Annotated in this window: 15 protein-coding genes; 11 read left to right on the forward strand and 4 right to left on the reverse strand. The window is 60.3% G+C overall.

The window, feature by feature from the left end:
* Window positions 1–49 precede the first annotated feature (49 nt).
* The 7 genes from JXQ78_RS08905 to JXQ78_RS08935 all read left to right on the forward strand — a co-directional run bounded on the left by JXQ78_RS08905 (window position 50) and on the right by JXQ78_RS08935 (window position 7869).
* Window positions 50–832 carry an alpha/beta fold hydrolase gene (locus JXQ78_RS08905; RefSeq protein WP_330630420.1) on the forward strand — a complete coding sequence of 261 codons (783 nt, stop codon included), beginning with the start codon at window positions 50–52 and terminating at the stop codon, window positions 830–832.
* 123 nt (window positions 833–955) lie between these two features.
* Window positions 956–2077: a quinolinate synthase NadA gene (gene nadA / locus JXQ78_RS08910; RefSeq protein WP_330632812.1), complete on the forward strand. Its 1122-nt coding sequence runs from the start codon at window positions 956–958 to the stop codon at window positions 2075–2077.
* Window positions 2078–2081: 4 nt separating this feature from the next.
* Window positions 2082–3566 (forward strand): L-aspartate oxidase, encoded by a 1485-nt coding sequence (locus JXQ78_RS08915; RefSeq protein WP_330630421.1) that lies wholly within the window; start codon window positions 2082–2084, stop codon window positions 3564–3566.
* Window positions 3556–4374: a carboxylating nicotinate-nucleotide diphosphorylase gene (gene nadC, locus JXQ78_RS08920; protein ID WP_330630422.1), complete on the forward strand. Its 819-nt coding sequence runs from the start codon at window positions 3556–3558 to the stop codon at window positions 4372–4374. The genes JXQ78_RS08915 and nadC overlap by 11 nt, the downstream gene beginning before the upstream one ends.
* A 42-nt stretch (window positions 4375–4416) precedes the next feature.
* Window positions 4417–5640, forward strand: coding sequence for a potassium channel family protein (locus JXQ78_RS08925; protein ID WP_330630423.1), 1224 nt, complete (start codon window positions 4417–4419; stop codon window positions 5638–5640).
* Between the two features lie 40 nt (window positions 5641–5680).
* Window positions 5681–6370, forward strand: coding sequence for a hypothetical protein (locus tag JXQ78_RS08930; protein WP_330630424.1), 690 nt, complete (start codon window positions 5681–5683; stop codon window positions 6368–6370).
* Between the two features lie 110 nt (window positions 6371–6480).
* The gene (locus JXQ78_RS08935; protein ID WP_330630425.1) at window positions 6481–7869 is read left to right on the forward strand and encodes a bifunctional metallophosphatase/5'-nucleotidase; all 1389 of its coding nucleotides are present in this window, start codon (window positions 6481–6483) and stop codon (window positions 7867–7869) included.
* Here JXQ78_RS08935 and JXQ78_RS08940 read toward each other — a convergent pair.
* Window positions 7853–8134, reverse strand: coding sequence for a DUF7536 family protein (locus JXQ78_RS08940; protein ID WP_330630426.1), 282 nt, complete (start codon window positions 8132–8134; stop codon window positions 7853–7855). The genes JXQ78_RS08935 and JXQ78_RS08940 overlap by 17 nt on opposite strands.
* A 142-nt stretch (window positions 8135–8276) precedes the next feature.
* Here JXQ78_RS08940 and JXQ78_RS08945 point away from each other — a divergent pair, with 142 nt between their 5' ends.
* Together JXQ78_RS08945 and JXQ78_RS08950 are read left to right on the forward strand one after the other, a co-directional pair.
* On the forward strand, window positions 8277–9233 hold the full coding sequence (locus JXQ78_RS08945; protein ID WP_330630427.1) for a succinylglutamate desuccinylase/aspartoacylase family protein: 957 nt from the start codon (window positions 8277–8279) through the stop codon (window positions 9231–9233).
* Window positions 9223–10287: a threonine synthase gene (locus JXQ78_RS08950; RefSeq protein WP_330630428.1), complete on the forward strand. Its 1065-nt coding sequence runs from the start codon at window positions 9223–9225 to the stop codon at window positions 10285–10287. The genes JXQ78_RS08945 and JXQ78_RS08950 overlap by 11 nt, the downstream gene beginning before the upstream one ends.
* A gap of 31 nt (window positions 10288–10318) precedes the next feature.
* Here the strand turns inward: JXQ78_RS08950 and JXQ78_RS08955 are convergent, their stop codons facing one another.
* Window positions 10319–10972, reverse strand: a complete 654-nt coding sequence (locus JXQ78_RS08955) for a helix-turn-helix domain-containing protein (protein WP_330630429.1) — start codon at window positions 10970–10972, stop codon at window positions 10319–10321.
* A gap of 88 nt (window positions 10973–11060) precedes the next feature.
* On the opposite strand from JXQ78_RS08955, the gene JXQ78_RS08960 reads away from it, so the two are divergent.
* Window positions 11061–12023 (forward strand): NAD-dependent epimerase/dehydratase family protein, encoded by a 963-nt coding sequence (locus JXQ78_RS08960; protein WP_330630430.1) that lies wholly within the window; start codon window positions 11061–11063, stop codon window positions 12021–12023.
* An 88-nt stretch (window positions 12024–12111) separates the two neighbouring features.
* Here the strand turns inward: JXQ78_RS08960 and JXQ78_RS08965 are convergent, their stop codons facing one another.
* Entirely contained in the window at window positions 12112–13443 is a 1332-nt protein-coding gene (locus tag JXQ78_RS08965; RefSeq protein WP_330630431.1) for a tRNA(Ile)(2)-agmatinylcytidine synthase, read from the reverse strand.
* A 118-nt stretch (window positions 13444–13561) separates the two neighbouring features.
* On the opposite strand from JXQ78_RS08965, the gene JXQ78_RS08970 reads away from it, so the two are divergent.
* Window positions 13562–14530 (forward strand): transcriptional regulator, encoded by a 969-nt coding sequence (locus tag JXQ78_RS08970; protein WP_330630432.1) that lies wholly within the window; start codon window positions 13562–13564, stop codon window positions 14528–14530.
* Here JXQ78_RS08970 and JXQ78_RS08975 read toward each other — a convergent pair.
* Window positions 14527–15630, reverse strand: coding sequence for a MinD/ParA family ATP-binding protein (locus JXQ78_RS08975; RefSeq protein WP_330630433.1), 1104 nt, complete (start codon window positions 15628–15630; stop codon window positions 14527–14529). The genes JXQ78_RS08970 and JXQ78_RS08975 overlap by 4 nt on opposite strands.
* Window positions 15631–15704: the final 74 nt, after the last annotated feature.

Genomic DNA, 15704 nt, shown 5'->3' on the forward strand with positions numbered 1-15704 from the left:
GTCGTACTGCGAGAAAGCCACTTCCGGTGGCCTGAACAAGGACGACTCCATGCAAACTGTCGAATCAGAAGATGGAACGACGATCGCCTACGACAGCCAGGGAGACGGATCACCGCTCTGTTGTCTCCATGGCGGGGGAACCCACCGCTTTTGGGATCCACTGACCGACGCGCTCGCCGAAGACCACCGGGTGATCCGTCCGGATCGACGCGGCCGTGGTGACAGCGGAGATGGACCGACCTACAGCATCGAACAAGAGATCGAAGATTGCTGTGCGGTCCTCGATGCGATTGACGGGACACCAGTGCTCATTGGACACTCGTTCGGTGGACTCCTCGCGTTAGAGACCGCAAGGCGTCGTCCCGTCCGATCGGTTGTTGCGTACGAACCGGCGTATCTGGTCGGGGAATACCGGAACGAAGCGTCGCTCTCTGAAACGATACAACGCCATCTCGATGATGGTCGACCGCGCGCGGCGGCGAAGGCGCACCTCCGAGAGGTGATCCATGGTGGCGACGTTCCACAGTTCGAGGCGTGGCTCAAGGAGTGGCCAGGATGGCCAAAAAGCGTCACATTCGTCGAAAACAATCTCCGGATGGATCGAGCACTCGAATCGTTCGAACTCGACGACACGCTCGAGATCGACGCGCCGGCACTGTTGCTCTCGGGAAGCGAGGGCCCACAGCATCTCAGAGACTCCATTCGTGTCGTCGACGAGCGCCTGCCGGACAGCAAATTCGTCGAATTCGATGGTGTGGGCCACCTGGGACCAATTACCGCACCGAATCGATTTCTCGACGCGGTCGGTCACCACCTCGAGAAGAGCAGGTAACCACAGACCGCCTCGAACGCGGTTATCACGAAATATTGCCCACGGTTCCGGTTATTGAAGAAAAAAGTTTATCAATATAAGCGATCCATGAATGAGTAACTTCGGTGCCGACCAATGGCAGAAATGGAAACCACGGGGTTCGAGACGGAACTCAGCTTGTTCAAATACGATACGCTCGAACGCCTCCCACCGGCGTACCGCGATCTGTCGGCCGACGAGCGGACTGATCGCATCGAAACGGCCAAAGAACTCCTGGGTGATGACGTTATCATCCTGGGACACAACTACCAGCGCCGAGAGATCGTCGAGCACGCCGATTTCATCGGTGACTCCTACGAGCTATCGAAACGCGCGGCCGAGGCAGACGCCTCCTACGTGATCTTCTGTGGCGTCACGTTCATGGCAGAAAGCGCAGACATCATCACCGATGACGAACAGACGGTGATCCTCCCATCCATGGAAGCGTCGTGTCCGATGGCCGGAATGGCAGAAGCGCTCCAGGTGGACGCCGCCTGGGCGAAGATCACTGAGAAGATTCCCGGCGAGGAGATCATTCCGATCACCTACATGAACTCGTACGCGGATTTGAAGGCGTTCTGTGCCGAGCAGGGCGGACTGGTCTGTACCTCCTCGAACGCGCACAAAGCGTTCGAGTGGGCGTTCGATCGCGGTGAGACGGTGTTGTTCCTGCCGGACAAACACCTCGGGGAGAACACGGCCCACCGGCTCGGGATGGCAGATTCGACCGTCGAGTGGAATCCGTGGGCACCAGAAAGCACCGATGGCGATGTTGCCGACGCTGACGTGGTGCTCTGGGACGGTTATTGTCAGGTGCACGAACGGTTCCGCGTCGAGCACATCGAGGAAGTCCGCAACCAACACGCCGACGCAAACGTGATCGTCCACCCCGAGTGCAGACGTGAGGTCGTCGAGGCAGCCGACGTATCCGGATCGACCTCAACGATATGCTCGACGATCGAGAACGCAGAGCCTGGTGAAACGTGGGCGATCGGAACCGAGATTCACCTCACGAACCACCTCCAGCGCTGGCATCCCAACGTGAACGTCATCCCGCTGTGTGGTGACTCGTGTATGGACTGCAATGCGATGCGCCAGATTGACCCGAACTATCTCACCTGGGTGCTCGAAGAGCTGCTCGAAGACCGCGAACGGAACGTGATCTCGGTCGCACCCGATGAGGCAGAGCTCGCACAGGTCGCACTCGATCGGATGCTGGAGGTGTAAGTTGATGGATATCACAGAGACGACGGATGTGCTCGTGGTTGGCAGCGGTATCGGCGGCTGTGCAACGGCGCTTGCGGCCGCCAGAGCAGGGGCAGAGGTGACGCTTGCAACGAAAGCCACCGAGCCCGAACACGCCGCTTCGTGGTGGGCACAGGGCGGGATCGCCGTGACGCGGGCCGATCCAGAGTCGTTCAAAGCCGACATCCTCGCTGCCAGCGACGATACGGCCGATCCCGAGGCGGTGGAGCTGCTCGTCGAGAACGCGAAACCGGCCGTCGAGGACGTGCTGTTCGAGACGCTCTCGATTCCGTTCGACGGGAATAACGGGGAGTACGCCTACGGCCGCGAAGCCGCACACTCGAAACGGCGGATTCTCCACGTCGATGCCTCGACCGGCCGGCACATTCTGGGGCCGTTTCTCAACCATCTCGCATCACTCGAATCGGTGACGATCCATCAGGATACGGCCGCACTCGAGCTGTTGACCCACGAAGGGCGCGTCCACGGCGCATATTTAGAACACGACGGCGACGTGCAGCCGGTGTTTGCCGGGGCGACCGTTCTGGCAACCGGCGGCATTGGTGAGCTGTATCCCCAATCGACAAATCCCGACGGATCGACCGGCGACGGAATCGCTATGGCGGCGCTTGCTGGTGCTCGTGTCCGCGATATGGAGTACGTCCAGTTCCACCCAACCGTCTACACTGGCGACGATCCGTTCCTTCTCAGCGAGGCTGTCCGTGGGGAAGGCGCTTTCCTCCGGAATGGAGACGGCGAGCGATTCATGCCCGAGATTCACGCCGACGCAGAGCTTGCCCCCCGAGATGTGGTCGCCCGGGCAGTGGCCAACGAACACGAACGAACCGGGGGCGTTCGCCTCGATGTCTCACCGCTCGATTTCGAGGATGAATTTCCAGATCTTGCCACAATGTGTGACGATCGAGCGATCGACTGGCGCGAGGGCATTCCAGTCTCGCCCGCCGAACACTTTCTCTGTGGTGGCATTGCGGTGGACACCGAGGGACACACCACACTCGATCGGCTGTTCGCGGTCGGAGAGTGTTCGGCAACTGGTGTCCACGGCGCGAACCGCCTCGCCAGCACCAGTCTGCTCGAAGGACTCGTCTGGGGGCTGCGAGCGGGGAAAACGGCGGCCGGCTTCGAACCGGAACGAATCGAGGCACCCGATCTGCTCGACAGAGATCCGCCGCTCGCAGAGGGATTCGGTGAGGACAAATCCGTCAGGCTACGCCGTGTGATGGACGAGTACGTTGGTCTCGAGCGCTCTCCGGAGGGGCTCAAACGTGCAACGGGCGTGCTCCGCCGGCTGAAAGGTGAGGTGGACGCGTACATCCGAACCCGTACCTCCCGAGAGCTGTACGAACTCCGTGGTAAGAGCGTCTCTGCGCTGTTGATCGCCAGGGCAGCCGCGGAAAACGAACGCTCGAAAGGATGTCACTACCTGACGGAGCCAGCGCATGCTGATTGAACGCCGGCAGATTGAGGCGTGGCTGGCCGAAGATCTCGGTCACCACGACGTGACGAACGCGGTTCCGGGGACAACGACCGCACAGTTGGTTGCAAAAGACGACGGCGTGGTCGCCGGCATCGATGTGGCCAGCGCGGTGTTTTCCGTACTCGATGCTGAGATCACAGTCGAGCCGGCGGTATCCGATGGTGAGCAGGTTGCTACCGGCGACGTGCTGCTCACGGCGCGTGGGCCGGCCAAATCGCTGCTTCGTGGCGAGCGGGTGGTGGTCAACGCCATCGGTCACGCGTGCGGTGTCGCCACACGAACACACCGGGCGGTTACCGCTGCTCGGGAGATTTCAGAGTCCGTGGCGATCGCGGGAACCAGAAAGACAACACCCGGACTCCGCCGGCTTGAAAAGCGCGCAATCGTCGCCGGTGGCGGTGATACCCACCGGCTTGATCTTTCCCACATGGTGATGGTCAAGGACAACCACATCGCCGAGATGGGACTCGAAACCGCGATCGAGACCATGCGCGATCGCGCATCGTTCACCACGAAAATCGAGGTTGAAGTCGAATCACCCAGCGATGGCCCACGAGCAGCGGCTGCGGGTGCCGATATCGTTCTATTCGACAACATGACACCGGACGACGTCGCGCGCGGTGTTGAAAAACTACCTGCAAACGTTCTGAGCGAGGCAAGCGGCGGAATCACGATCGAAACCGTTCCCGAGTACGCCGCCACTGGGGTGGACGTGATCTCCATGGGGTCGCTTACCCATAGCGCGTCCGCTCTGGACCTTTCATTCCGAACAGGAGAATGAATCGCCCCGTACGTTTTTCGCTCCAGATTGCCAACTGACGCTATGGACAACGAGCGCGAGCAGACCGAGTTGACGCCTGACGCTGTGGAGTACGAGCCCGTCCCAGTGAGCAGGCTGCTCGCGGAAATGAAAGACACGGCAGAGTTACAGATCGACCTCTGTTACTCGTCGGTGCTGTTCGGAAGCCAATCCGTGGCACAGGAGGTCCTGGCGCTCGAACGCCACGTTGACACCCTCCAGCTTCAGGCGCGGATGAGTCTGTTGTTGTCGGCCAGACGGCCCACTGATGCAGAGCAACTGGCCCCCGTTCTCGGCGTCGTCACGGCCACGGAGATGGTCAGCGATGCGGCCGCCGACATTGCAAAAATTGTGACCGAAGCAATCGGCATTCCCGCGGCGATACAGGCCACGCTCCCCGATGCACTCGAAACGCTGGTACGGGCGACTGTTGATTCCGATTCCTCGATCGCCGGACAGACGTTGGGCGATCGCAATCTCGAAACGGACACCGGCGTGCGCGTGATTGCGATCAATCGAGGAGGCGACTGGCTGTTGAATCCGGACCACGAGACCGTCATCCAGACCGGCGATCGGGTGGTGTTGCGCGGACCAACGGCAGGGATTGGATCCGTCTACACGGAGTTTACTGGCGATGCCTACGAACCGCCCGAACTACCACCGGGAACGATCGACGACGTCGATCGTGCGGTCGATACGATCATCTTGATGAAGAACATGAGCGAACTGGCCGTCGATCTTGCCTACAGCTCCGTGTTGTTCGACAACGAATCGCTCGCAAGAGAGGTGCGAGAGCTAGAAGTTGAGATGGACGCATTGCAGTCGCGACTCGAGGCCTGGACGTTGCGCGCGGCGAGACAGCTCGACGATCCGATCGAACTGCGCGGACTCATGCATCTCGCTCGCGCCACGGAGGTGATCTCCGATGCGGCCCTGGAGATCAGCGACGGCGTGTTGCGCGGTCTCGAGACCCATCCCGTCATTGAGGCAGCCGTCGGCGAAAGCGTCGAAATCCTTGTGCGGACGACGATCGAATCCGGAAGTCGCCTCGCGGGGACGACACTCGGTGAGCAGACGCTGAGCACCGAAACGGGAATGCGCGTGATCGCGGTCCGTCGTGGACAGGGCACAGACGCAGAGTGGATCGTATCGCCAACGGCATCGACGCGACTGAAGGCGGGTGATGTTGTCGTCGCAAAGGGCACCCGGACGGGACGCGATCGACTCGAAGCGATGGCTCAGGGGTGACGCCGTTTCATTCATGAACGGGGCTGCTCCAGAGAGGCGTATGTACGCAGCGCCACCCGTGACGATCGATCGATTGCCCGCGGCCGAGCGGCATCGATTCGGATCGTTTCTCGGGGCGTATTTCGAGGGTGATGGGCCGTTGCAGCCGTTGTTGCGGTTTGCGCTCGTCATCGCTGGAGAGAAACCCGCCACCGTCGTGCAGGCCGAGTGGAACTGTACGGGCTCGCCGTTTAGCACCGAACGAGAGTTTATTCGGCTGTTCGAACGGCTCGGCTGTACGACGCGGCGGATCTCTGCCCTCCACGGCTGGATCGTTGGGCACGCTCGCGGGCGATTCGATCTGCTGCCGACCACCTGGAACGTGGCCCGCAACGCTGGGTGGCACCGCCGTCTCGGCGTGGTGTTTGGCTATCCAGCGTGTGACATTCGACGATTTCTGGACGACCGCGAGTGGATCGGCCCACGAGCGCGGGTCAAGGCGGGGACGTTCACGCCCGCGGAGGTGGCCCACACCGCGTTTCTCTGCCATCGGTTCGACGATTCGGTCGATGGCTATCGGCGTGCGATCGCGTGTGGGCGTCGGTTACGTGAACGGTATCAGCAGCTGGCCCAATCGTGGAAACTGCCAGTTCTCGCAGCGATTGCAGACCGGCAGTACGAGATCGCAGAAGCCGTCTATTCTGGAGAACGAGCCGGATTTCGTGGCGAGGTGGTGGCCGTTGATGAGTAACGCCACGAGTAGGTGTTCAGTCAGAACAATTCGTACCGATCACTTTAACTATATGATAGTTACACAGATAGCCAGAAGAACAATTGCAAGCCATCCCCAACAGCTGACACATGTCGTTTTCAATGGTGCAGTTCGCTGACCTGGAGTCTGCATACGACGATCCCGAGCAGATCGCCCGGTTCGTTGGAACTGTTCAAGCGCACAGCGACGATCCGTCGCTCGTCGTTGGCGTCGGCGACAACGTTGCACCGAGTGCGATCTCGCTGTGTACTAACGGTCAGGCCGTGCAGCCGGTGTTCAACGCCTGTGCCGTGGCGTTCGACACCATTGGCAACCACGATTTCGATTACGGGACCGAGACGCTCACGACAGCCATCGCGGAGGCTCCCCAGCAGTTTCTCTGTGCCAACGTGTTCGACGCCGATGGCGGTCGGTTCGGAGCGCAGTCGGGCGTTCTCCCCTGGACGACGACGGAAATCGATGGCGTTCGACTCGGAATCGTCGGCGTTGCTCACCCGTTGACGGCCGCAAAATCACCACCAGCCGCTGACCTGACCGTGACCGATCCGATTGCGGCAGTCAATGAAGCGATCGACGCGCTAGAGGAATCTGGGGTCGATGAAATTGTCTGTCTGGCGCATCTCGGAGACGAGGAGAATCACGGCCAGGGCGAAGTAGACGCACTTGCCGAGCAGACCGACGTGGACGTGATCTGCGACGGCCACACACACGGCCAGCCGCGAATTGAGCAGAACAATGGGTCGCTCCTCTGTCGCACGGCAGGAACTGGCATCGACGTGAACGTCCTCACGTACGACGGTGAGTGGAGCGCCGAGCGAATTTCGTGCGACGGTATAGCGCCAGCAACGGCAATCGAGCGCACATATCACCAGCTCCGGACGGCGCAAGGTCTGGACGAGGTGGTCGCCACCGTCGAGAAACCGATCGAACGATCGTCCGAAACCGTCTTTTTCGGCGAGTCCCGTCTGGGGAATTTTGTGGCCGACGCGTATCGATGGAATGGCTCGACAACAGTGGCGCTCCAGCACAGCCCTGGGATGCGTCCGGGTGCTGATCTCGGCGGGGAGATCACAGTCGCAGAGCTGATCGGTGTCGTTCCGTTTGACACCGAGGTGGTCGTGACGACGATGACAGGCGAACAGCTTCGGGAGACGCTCGTATTCGGTGGCGAAGTCCTCGTTCCAGAGCACCCAGAGTACTGGTTCTTGCACGTGAGTGGGGCAACGGTGACGTTTGATTTCGCCGACCGTGCAATCACTGACCTGTCGGTCGGGGGCAAACCGATCAACCCAGACGAGCAGTATACGGTGGCGATGCCAGAGAACTGCCTGGAGTGGTTTCCGGTAACCGTGTCCGCCAAGCGCAGCCTCGGCCTGCAGTACACACTGCTGACGGAATATGCCAGAGAGTGTGGAATCGACCCATCCATCGACGGGCGACTCACGCTTGTGAATCAGAAATCTACTCCATCCGCTTGACAGCCAGCGCAGCGGTCACGACTGTGAGCGCGGTGGTAACCAGCACGAACGTCCCGAACGCGAGCACGAACGCCAGACTCGCGTACAACAGCGGCGAACCGACTTCTGGAGCCGGACCGAGCAGCTCAAACACACGAATCGCCCACCAGCACAGCGCGAACGCGACGCCAACGATTGCGCCGATGGCCGCGTTCTGAAACACGCCGATTGCGTCGAGAAAGGCCACCGCCGGCGAACGAGCGGACTCCGTCGATCGGCTGGACATACGTGGTGTACGCTGAGCGATCAAATAGGCGCTTTGGGACGATCCGACAGGGAGAATCAAACCAGAGATTCGCTTGCTTGATGGCGAACTCGGGTCCATAAAATCGAACGGTCTAAGAGTGTGGATTTACCGACTATACACAATGACGACGCTCGGCACCGCAACCGCGTGTCCCGGTGAGATCGCCACGGGACAGCTGACCGTCGGTGAAGCTCGCGATGGCAGCGACGTCTCGCTCCCGGTTGCGGTGATCAATGGACAAAACGACGGTAAAACGCTCTACATTCAGGCTGTAAGCGACGGTGACGAACTCAACGGACTGGGCGTGATCCAGCGACTGGTGCCACAGCTCGACCCAGACACAATCGATGGCGAGATTCTCATCGTTGGGATCGTCAACTACCACGCGTTCCACGTGAGCCAGCACCGCAATCCGATCGACGACACGAAGATGAATCGGGCGTATCCGGGCGATCCAAACGGGATGTCCACCGAACGGATCGCACACGCCACGTTTCAGGCGGCCACCCGCGCGGATCTCGCACTCGATCTCCACCAGGGCTCGACCAGTCGCATGATCAACGAAACGCGAGTGCGCTGTGGCTCGCGTCATCGGCTCCACAGCGACTGTCTTGAGCTGGCGAAGGTGTTTGACTGTGGCTTCATCCTCGATCAGAAAGGACCCGACGGCCAGCTCGCACGGGCAGCACCAAACGAGGGCGTCCCCACGATCGATCCGGAGCTTGGCGGTTCGGTCGGCTGGGATCAGGATAGTATCGAACGCGGGCTGCGCGGCATCGAGCGCGTGTTGAAATACTACGGCTTTCTCGAAGGGACGGTCGACATCAATCCACAGACGCGCGCCAATGGCTTCGAACAGTATGGTGCGCCCGCGGGCGGACTGACACGGTTTCATGTCGAGCTCGGCGAACACGTCGATCGAGGCAATCCGTTGTTCGATGTGACTGATCCGTTCGGGCGAGTGAAATCCACCATCACCGCCGATTCGAAGGGCGTGTTCTGGCGGGCACGTCGGCTTCCGCAGGTTGCAACCGGCGAGTACGTCTGTTCTGTCGGGACTGATCTCGATGAGTACTGAACTGCGCTGTCCATCCTGTGAAAAACGGGTTGATGATCGCTGGCGGTGTGAGCACTGTCGCTCCCCGCTCGAGTTTGCGTATTCACAATCACCGCTTGATCGCGGGTCCCTCTCGTTTGCCGATGGTGTCTGGGGATTCTCGGAGCTGTTAGCCGTCGATAAAGCCGTCTCACTCGGTGCGGGTGCCACGCCGCTAGTCGAATCGCCCTGGAACTGCGAGTTCAAACTCGAGTACGTTGCTCCGACGGGAAGTTTCAAAGATCGCGGTGCGACCACGGTGATCGCTCGCGCTGTGGACGTCGGTGCTGATGCGCTCATCGAGGATTCCTCAGGCAATGCCGGTGGCGCAGTCGCAACCTACGCTGGGCGGGCGGGGCTGGACTGTACCATCTACGTCCCAGAGAGTGCTCCGGAATCGAAAATTCGGCCAATAGAGCGCAGCGGGGCCACCGTCAAGCGTGTTGTGGGCTCGCGCCAGGACGTGGTCGATGCCTGCGTTGGAGCTGTCGAAGACGGCGCTGGCTGGTACGCCAGTCACGCCTGGAACCCCGCGTTTTTCGAGGGAACAGCAACGATGGCCTACGAGATCGCCATCCAGCGCGACTGGTCGCTCCCAGACGCGCTCGTCATTCCAGTGGGCCACGGGACGCTGTTTCTTGGCGTCCATCGTGGATTCGAACGATTGCAGGCCGCAGGGCTGATCGAGTCCGTTCCACGGCTGCTCGGCGTGCAGGCAGCCGGCTATGCGCCAATAGCCGACGCGCTCCACGACCCTGTTTCCGGGCACAACGACGTGGCCGATGGGATCCACATCACCGAACCCGTCCGCAACAACCAGCTGTTCGATGCGATCGAATCGACTGCTGGAGACTGCATCGCGATCGAACGCGAGCCCGTCGAGCGTGCGCTCAAGGGGCTCCATGCAAACGGCTTCTACGTCGAACCGACGAGTGCGGTGGCGGTTGCTGGGCTCGAACGCTATCGAGAACTGGGCACCCTCGAGAGTGACGACGACGTTGTCGTGCCGTTGACCGGGAGCGGACTGAAAAAGTAGCCGGAAAACGCACAGTTGCTCGCCAGGGCTGCTACAGACGAGTGGTCTGGAGAATTTTGGACTCGGCCTTTCGGAGGTGTTCGGCTGCCGTACTCGGTGCACAGTCGATCAGTGTTGCAATCTCCTCGACAGAGCCCTGGCGAGGGAGCTGGTAGTAGCCCACTGCTTTCGCGGCTTCGAGCGCCTGCCGTTGGCGTGTGGAGAGCAGCGGTTCGGACACACCCGGTAGCGCGCCCATTCCACTCACCTGCTCAACCGTCACCGCAAACGCGTCAGGAACGTGCTCAAGTGCCGATTGTATCTCCTCGGTTGGTCCAAACAACGAGACCGTCACTGAGCCATCGCCGTAGTTGTACGGTGGAACCATCAGCAGGCTACCAGCCGTGAGCGTTGCAAAGAGTTCTTTTGACGCCGCCGTCAGCTCGTTGTGGAAATACGTGTAGAAACTACCCGCTCCGGTTGCCAGTAACTCGAAATCCAGGACGGACGGATGGGTTGAAATCTGCGATCGAAACGCGTCGATATCTCCCTCGATGTAGATCAACAGTCCAAGACGGTCGTCCGAGGCGTTCAGATGGAGCCCAACGACGTGGTCGAGATACGGTGCACTGGCGAGCACCTGGTACATCGAAGGGCTCTCATCGCGCCCGCCGACCGGTTCGATCGTCAGGCGGAGGTGTTTCATGGCAGTGGTTCCGCTGCATCACCTTTTAAACCCCACGTTGCAGTCTTGCAGTATCGCTACGTCACAGGCCCTCCAAACACGAGCTACAATGCGAGTGTTTATCGCTGGTGCGACTGGCGTGCTCGGCAAACGACTGGTTGCAGAGTTCTCCGAACACGGCTATTCCGTGGTTGGTCTCACACGGGATGTGCGGGGTGACGAGATCGTCGAATCACGCGGCGGAGAACCCCGTCGTGGTGATCTGTTCGACGAAGCTTCGATCGTCGACGCCGCACGGGGGGCGGATATCATCATTCACGCCGCGACTGCGATCCCGACAGACTCGCCCACGCCCGAGGCCTGGGAACGCAACGATCGCGTTCGGACTGATGGGGCTCGGGCGCTCGTGAGAGCTGCTAACGAGGTTGGAGCAGAGCAGTTGCTCCAACAGAGCATCGTGTGGGTTGCCCGCCAGCCTGATGGTAGCAGCTACGACGAGCAGTCCCACACACATCCCGAATCGTGGACACAGTCCGCGCTCGACGCCGAACTGATTGCACAAGATGGTGGCGAGGAGTACGGATTCGACGTGACTGTACTCCGGTGTGGCTACTTCTACGCCCCGGATTCGTACTACACACGGGCTGACGGAGCCGGAATCGTCGATGGAGAGCGACCAATCATCGACGGCACAGACGACGTTGCACTGTCGTATCTGCACGTTGACGATGCGGCGAGTGCGTTCCGTGCGGCCACAGACCACTCACTGAGCGGGCTGTATCACGTCGTTGATGACACACCGGTCAGCGATGCGGAGTTCGTCTCGACGCTCGCCAGAAAACTCGGCAGTACTCGACCCGACGGAGTTTCGACCGAAACGGCCAGCGCCGCGATGGGTGAGATCACCGTCGATCTGTTCACACACCCGATGGCCACGACGAACGACGCGTTCAAAGCAGAGACCGACTGGGAGCCACAATTTCCCTCCTGTACGGAAGGATTGGCACAGGTCGTGAACGAATGGGAAACAGAAGGATATCTCATAGATTCTCCCCAGGTCGACATTGACTAATACGAGATACGAACAACTACCATTCCCAGACACTGCTACTCACAACAAACAGCGAGATTGTCGTGTTGTGAGCGGACTGAAAAAGTAATCACCGCTCGGGATGGGTCACCCCGTCAAATCCACCGCGAACGAGCGGTTTGGCAACATGTCGGCGAGCGCTTGGAGGCACCTCATACCACCCCTCCTCCAGGTCGCGATCAATCGGCTGTTCGACCTTTCCGGGCGCGCTCGTTCCACAGTTCCGACAACGATAGCCCTGGCCTGCACCGGCGCTTTTCATCCGTCGCGCACAGTCGGGGCAGGTGGGCGTCACCCGTTCGGTTTCTGTGAGCGACCGGACGGCGAACTTTTCTAGCTTCAGGGTTCCACCCGAAACTTCCCCGCAGACGGTGCAATCGTCGCCAACCCGAAGCTTTCTGACGTGCGCTCTGAACCGCGCAGTCGGAGCGAACGCCACACAGTCGATCGTTCCGGTCTCATCCATGAGTGTCGTAAACACGTGCCCCCCGCGCTTCGTTTCAGGTGCAGAATCAATCGTGCCGTCAATTCGATAGGCGTGACGATCGCCGAGCTCGTCGATCGAGCTGCCATCCTGGAGATGCGCATCGGTCCCCTGATTCGTCACGAACAGCCGCCGCGCAGCGACGGGTTCGCTCTCGATTGCGCTGGCGACGCGTTCGCATTGGATTGGATCGTCGCCGCGAATGCCGTGTAGAATCGGACACGGAGTGTGTGGAACACAGACTAGCTCGTCGCCGTCCGAATCGATCGTGTCCCAGACCGACGGATATGCGCCCTCGACAGCAGATCGGACCGACGCACCGTCAACCTCGCGAGGAGTCCCCCAGCGATCGCGCTCGCGATAAGAGAGACACTCGTACGTCCACTCGTCGAACGGCGGGAGAGCACGCACACCCTCGGTGATCGACTGCTGGCGAGCGATCATCGCACCGATCGCCGCCAGCGCACCGATCCGACCGCGACCGTTACCCCAACCAGCTGCGCGATAGCCAGCCACTTCGATCACTCGCTCTGCGTCGGCGATGGTCAGCTGCTCGGTGAGTGCCGACCGGGCGAACGCTACCACCGCGTCGTGGGGATCGAGCGCCGTCCAATCGCCGTTGGGTGCGAGAACGACGCCAGGGTTCGTCCGTGGATCGTCGACGACAGCCAGCTCCTCGATGAGTGCTGTCGCAATCGATTGTGCAGGATCGGGATCAAGCGTGGTCTGAACTGCGAGCGCGCCGTTGCCGCGTGTCTTGTGCTCGACGGCAGGATTCAACCTGACGAGCAATGGCCGTCGCACAGCCGGTGGCGTGGCTTCTTCGTCTCGCAACCGCGTTATGAGCCGGTGGGCGACGTACGTCGTGCACATCCCACCAGCGCGCGAATCCGTATCATCAATCCCGATAACCGTCACACCTCTGCTTGGCGTGCGCTCTTCAAACGGGTTTCGCCATGGCCGTTACCCGCGAAAAATCGGTGAATTACGGCCGGCGACACAACGCATATATGGTTCGAATCTCCTACACCTATCTATGTCTCGGTCTGCACTGGTCGGGAACGTGATAGCCATGCTTGAGGATGCGGGCTTTCTCGTGAGCGATCGGTGTGCTGTGCGACCAAAGAGCTTCGATGTGGCGGCCCGACGCGGAGCCGACGTTATTCTGGTGAAGATCCTGGGCAACATCGACTCGTTCGACACAGCCATCGGGACGGAAATGCGACGGCTCGGGCTGTATCTCGATGCCACGCCACTGGTAATTGGCCTTCGCACGCGAGATGAACAGCTCGAACCGGGTGTCGTCTACTTCCGTCACGGCGTTCCCGTGTTGAGTCCGGACACAGCAATGGATCTGTTCGTCGAAGAAGTTCCACCGTTGATTTACGCAGCTCCGGGTGGACTATACGTCAACATCGATGGTAGTGTCCTTGCCGACGCTCGCGAGGATCTGGATTTGAGCCTTGGACAGTTGGCGAGCGAACTCGGCGTCTCCCGGCGGACGGTTTCAAAATACGAAGACGGGATGAACGCAAGCGTTGAGGTGGCGATCCAGCTCGAAGATCTGTTCGATGCTCCCCTCACGGATCCGGTCGACGTGTTCGAACCCGATGATGTTCGCGAGGAAGACTCGCCACCAGAAGATGTTGATGCCGACCCAGACGATCAGCCGCTGGTGTCAGTGCTCACACGCGTGGGCTTCGATGTGCATCCCACGCTCCGATCGCCGTTCAAAGCCGTCTCCGAACACGATGGCGAGCGCATAAAAATGCTCACTGGCCACTCGGCGTTCACCCGAACGGCCGAAAAGCGCGCTCGCATCATGAGCTCGGTTGGACGCGTCACGCAAACAACATCGGTCTACGTCGTCGAAGAGACCAGTCGCGAAGCCGTCGAAGGAACGGCACTCATCCGGCGAGAAGAGATCGAAGCGATCGATGATGGCGATTCACTCCGCGATCTCGTTGCCGAGCGCGTCGAAACCGAACGAACGGAGTCGAACTAGTCGAACAGTTTCCGGAGTCGACCCAGCGCGCTCGCTCGCTTTTCTTCCCGGCGCTCGTCACTGAAGAATGCCTCGCCATCAGACCGTCGTTCGTCGAAGGCCGCCGTCGCCACTGGACCGCTATCGGGGATCGGTTCGTCCGATTCCGTGGCTGATGGAGACTCCTGTGACGATTCATCCGCTTGTGACGCAGTAGAAACTGGCTCCGGTGTGGAGCTCTCTGCGGTGTCTCCGGACCCGTCCGCAGTGGCGCTGGGAGGTTCCTCGGCTGGGGGCTGCTCGGGGGTGGAGGTCGACCCACTCTGTTCGTCGGTTTCGCTTTCAGATTCCGTTTCCGTTGGGGTGGCTTCGGATTCTGCAGCTTCTGTAACGGACTGTTGTGTCGCATACTGCCCATCGATCTCTTCGAGTGCTTCCTCGCCGAGGAGCGTCGCCGCAAGATCAGAAAACGAACGGGCCGCCTCGCTCACTGGTTGAGCGACAATGTTTGACATCGTGATCCGCTCGTCGTTCGGAATCGCAGTGAGTACTTCATCGCCGAGCTCATCGATCAGTTCCTCCGTTTGTGGATCATCGCGCGCACGATTGACGGCAACGCCCTCGACGACGCCGCCAACGCGAGCTGTCAGTTCTCCTGTCTTTGCTGCGTCGCGGATCGCCACGACATCCGGCGTCGTGACGAGCACCACACTGTCGGCCAGCTGCAATGGGGCGATGACTTCCTCCGACAAACCAGCACTCAGATCCAACAGAATAATCTCATACTCATCAGTCAACGGTCCAGTTGCATACTGCAAGCGAGATGGATCGGCACTGGCGTACTCATCGAGCGCCTGCGTGCCAGGGATGACCGCAAAGCCACGATCGGTCGTGTAGGTGGCTTCTTTGATGCCCGCATCGCCCGCGAGCACGTTGTGGATGGTCGCTCCATCATCAGGTTGAATATCGAGAACCGGTCCGAGATTTGCCATCCCGAGATCGACATCTACGGCGACGACATCGTAACCGGCTGCCGAGAGCGCGGTGGCGAGATTGGCGACGGTGGTCGTTTTGCCGACGCCGCCTTTTCCGCCCGCGATCGCGTAAACCCGCCCACTCATATTATGCTATTCTCAGTGAGTGAGACACAAAACTCTTCCCACGGTGCAAAGAGTACTTAGGCTCGATCCGTCTA

The organism is Halocatena halophila (assembly GCA_027563145.1).
Lineage (GTDB): Archaea > Halobacteriota > Halobacteria > Halobacteriales > Haloarculaceae > Halocatena > Halocatena halophila.

Bases quoted from the DNA above. Each gene is read 5' to 3' on its own strand.
- JXQ78_RS08905 (WP_330630420.1), top strand. From the start codon at position 50: ATGCAAACTGTCGAATCAGAAGATGGAACGACGATCGCCTACGACAGC.
- nadA (WP_330632812.1), top strand. From the start codon at position 956: ATGGAAACCACGGGGTTCGAGACGGAACTCAGCTTGTTCAAATACGAT.
- JXQ78_RS08915 (WP_330630421.1), top strand. From the start codon at position 2,082: ATGGATATCACAGAGACGACGGATGTGCTCGTGGTTGGCAGCGGTATC.
- nadC (WP_330630422.1), top strand. From the start codon at position 3,556: ATGCTGATTGAACGCCGGCAGATTGAGGCGTGGCTGGCCGAAGATCTC.
- JXQ78_RS08925 (WP_330630423.1), top strand. From the start codon at position 4,417: ATGGACAACGAGCGCGAGCAGACCGAGTTGACGCCTGACGCTGTGGAG.
- JXQ78_RS08930 (WP_330630424.1), top strand. From the start codon at position 5,681: ATGTACGCAGCGCCACCCGTGACGATCGATCGATTGCCCGCGGCCGAG.
- JXQ78_RS08935 (WP_330630425.1), top strand. From the start codon at position 6,481: ATGTCGTTTTCAATGGTGCAGTTCGCTGACCTGGAGTCTGCATACGAC.
- JXQ78_RS08940 (WP_330630426.1), bottom strand. From the start codon at position 8,134: ATGTCCAGCCGATCGACGGAGTCCGCTCGTTCGCCGGCGGTGGCCTTT.
- JXQ78_RS08945 (WP_330630427.1), top strand. From the start codon at position 8,277: ATGACGACGCTCGGCACCGCAACCGCGTGTCCCGGTGAGATCGCCACG.
- JXQ78_RS08950 (WP_330630428.1), top strand. From the start codon at position 9,223: ATGAGTACTGAACTGCGCTGTCCATCCTGTGAAAAACGGGTTGATGAT.
- JXQ78_RS08955 (WP_330630429.1), bottom strand. From the start codon at position 10,972: ATGAAACACCTCCGCCTGACGATCGAACCGGTCGGCGGGCGCGATGAG.
- JXQ78_RS08960 (WP_330630430.1), top strand. From the start codon at position 11,061: ATGCGAGTGTTTATCGCTGGTGCGACTGGCGTGCTCGGCAAACGACTG.
- JXQ78_RS08970 (WP_330630432.1), top strand. From the start codon at position 13,562: ATGTCTCGGTCTGCACTGGTCGGGAACGTGATAGCCATGCTTGAGGAT.
- JXQ78_RS08975 (WP_330630433.1), bottom strand. From the start codon at position 15,630: ATGAGTGGGCGGGTTTACGCGATCGCGGGCGGAAAAGGCGGCGTCGGC.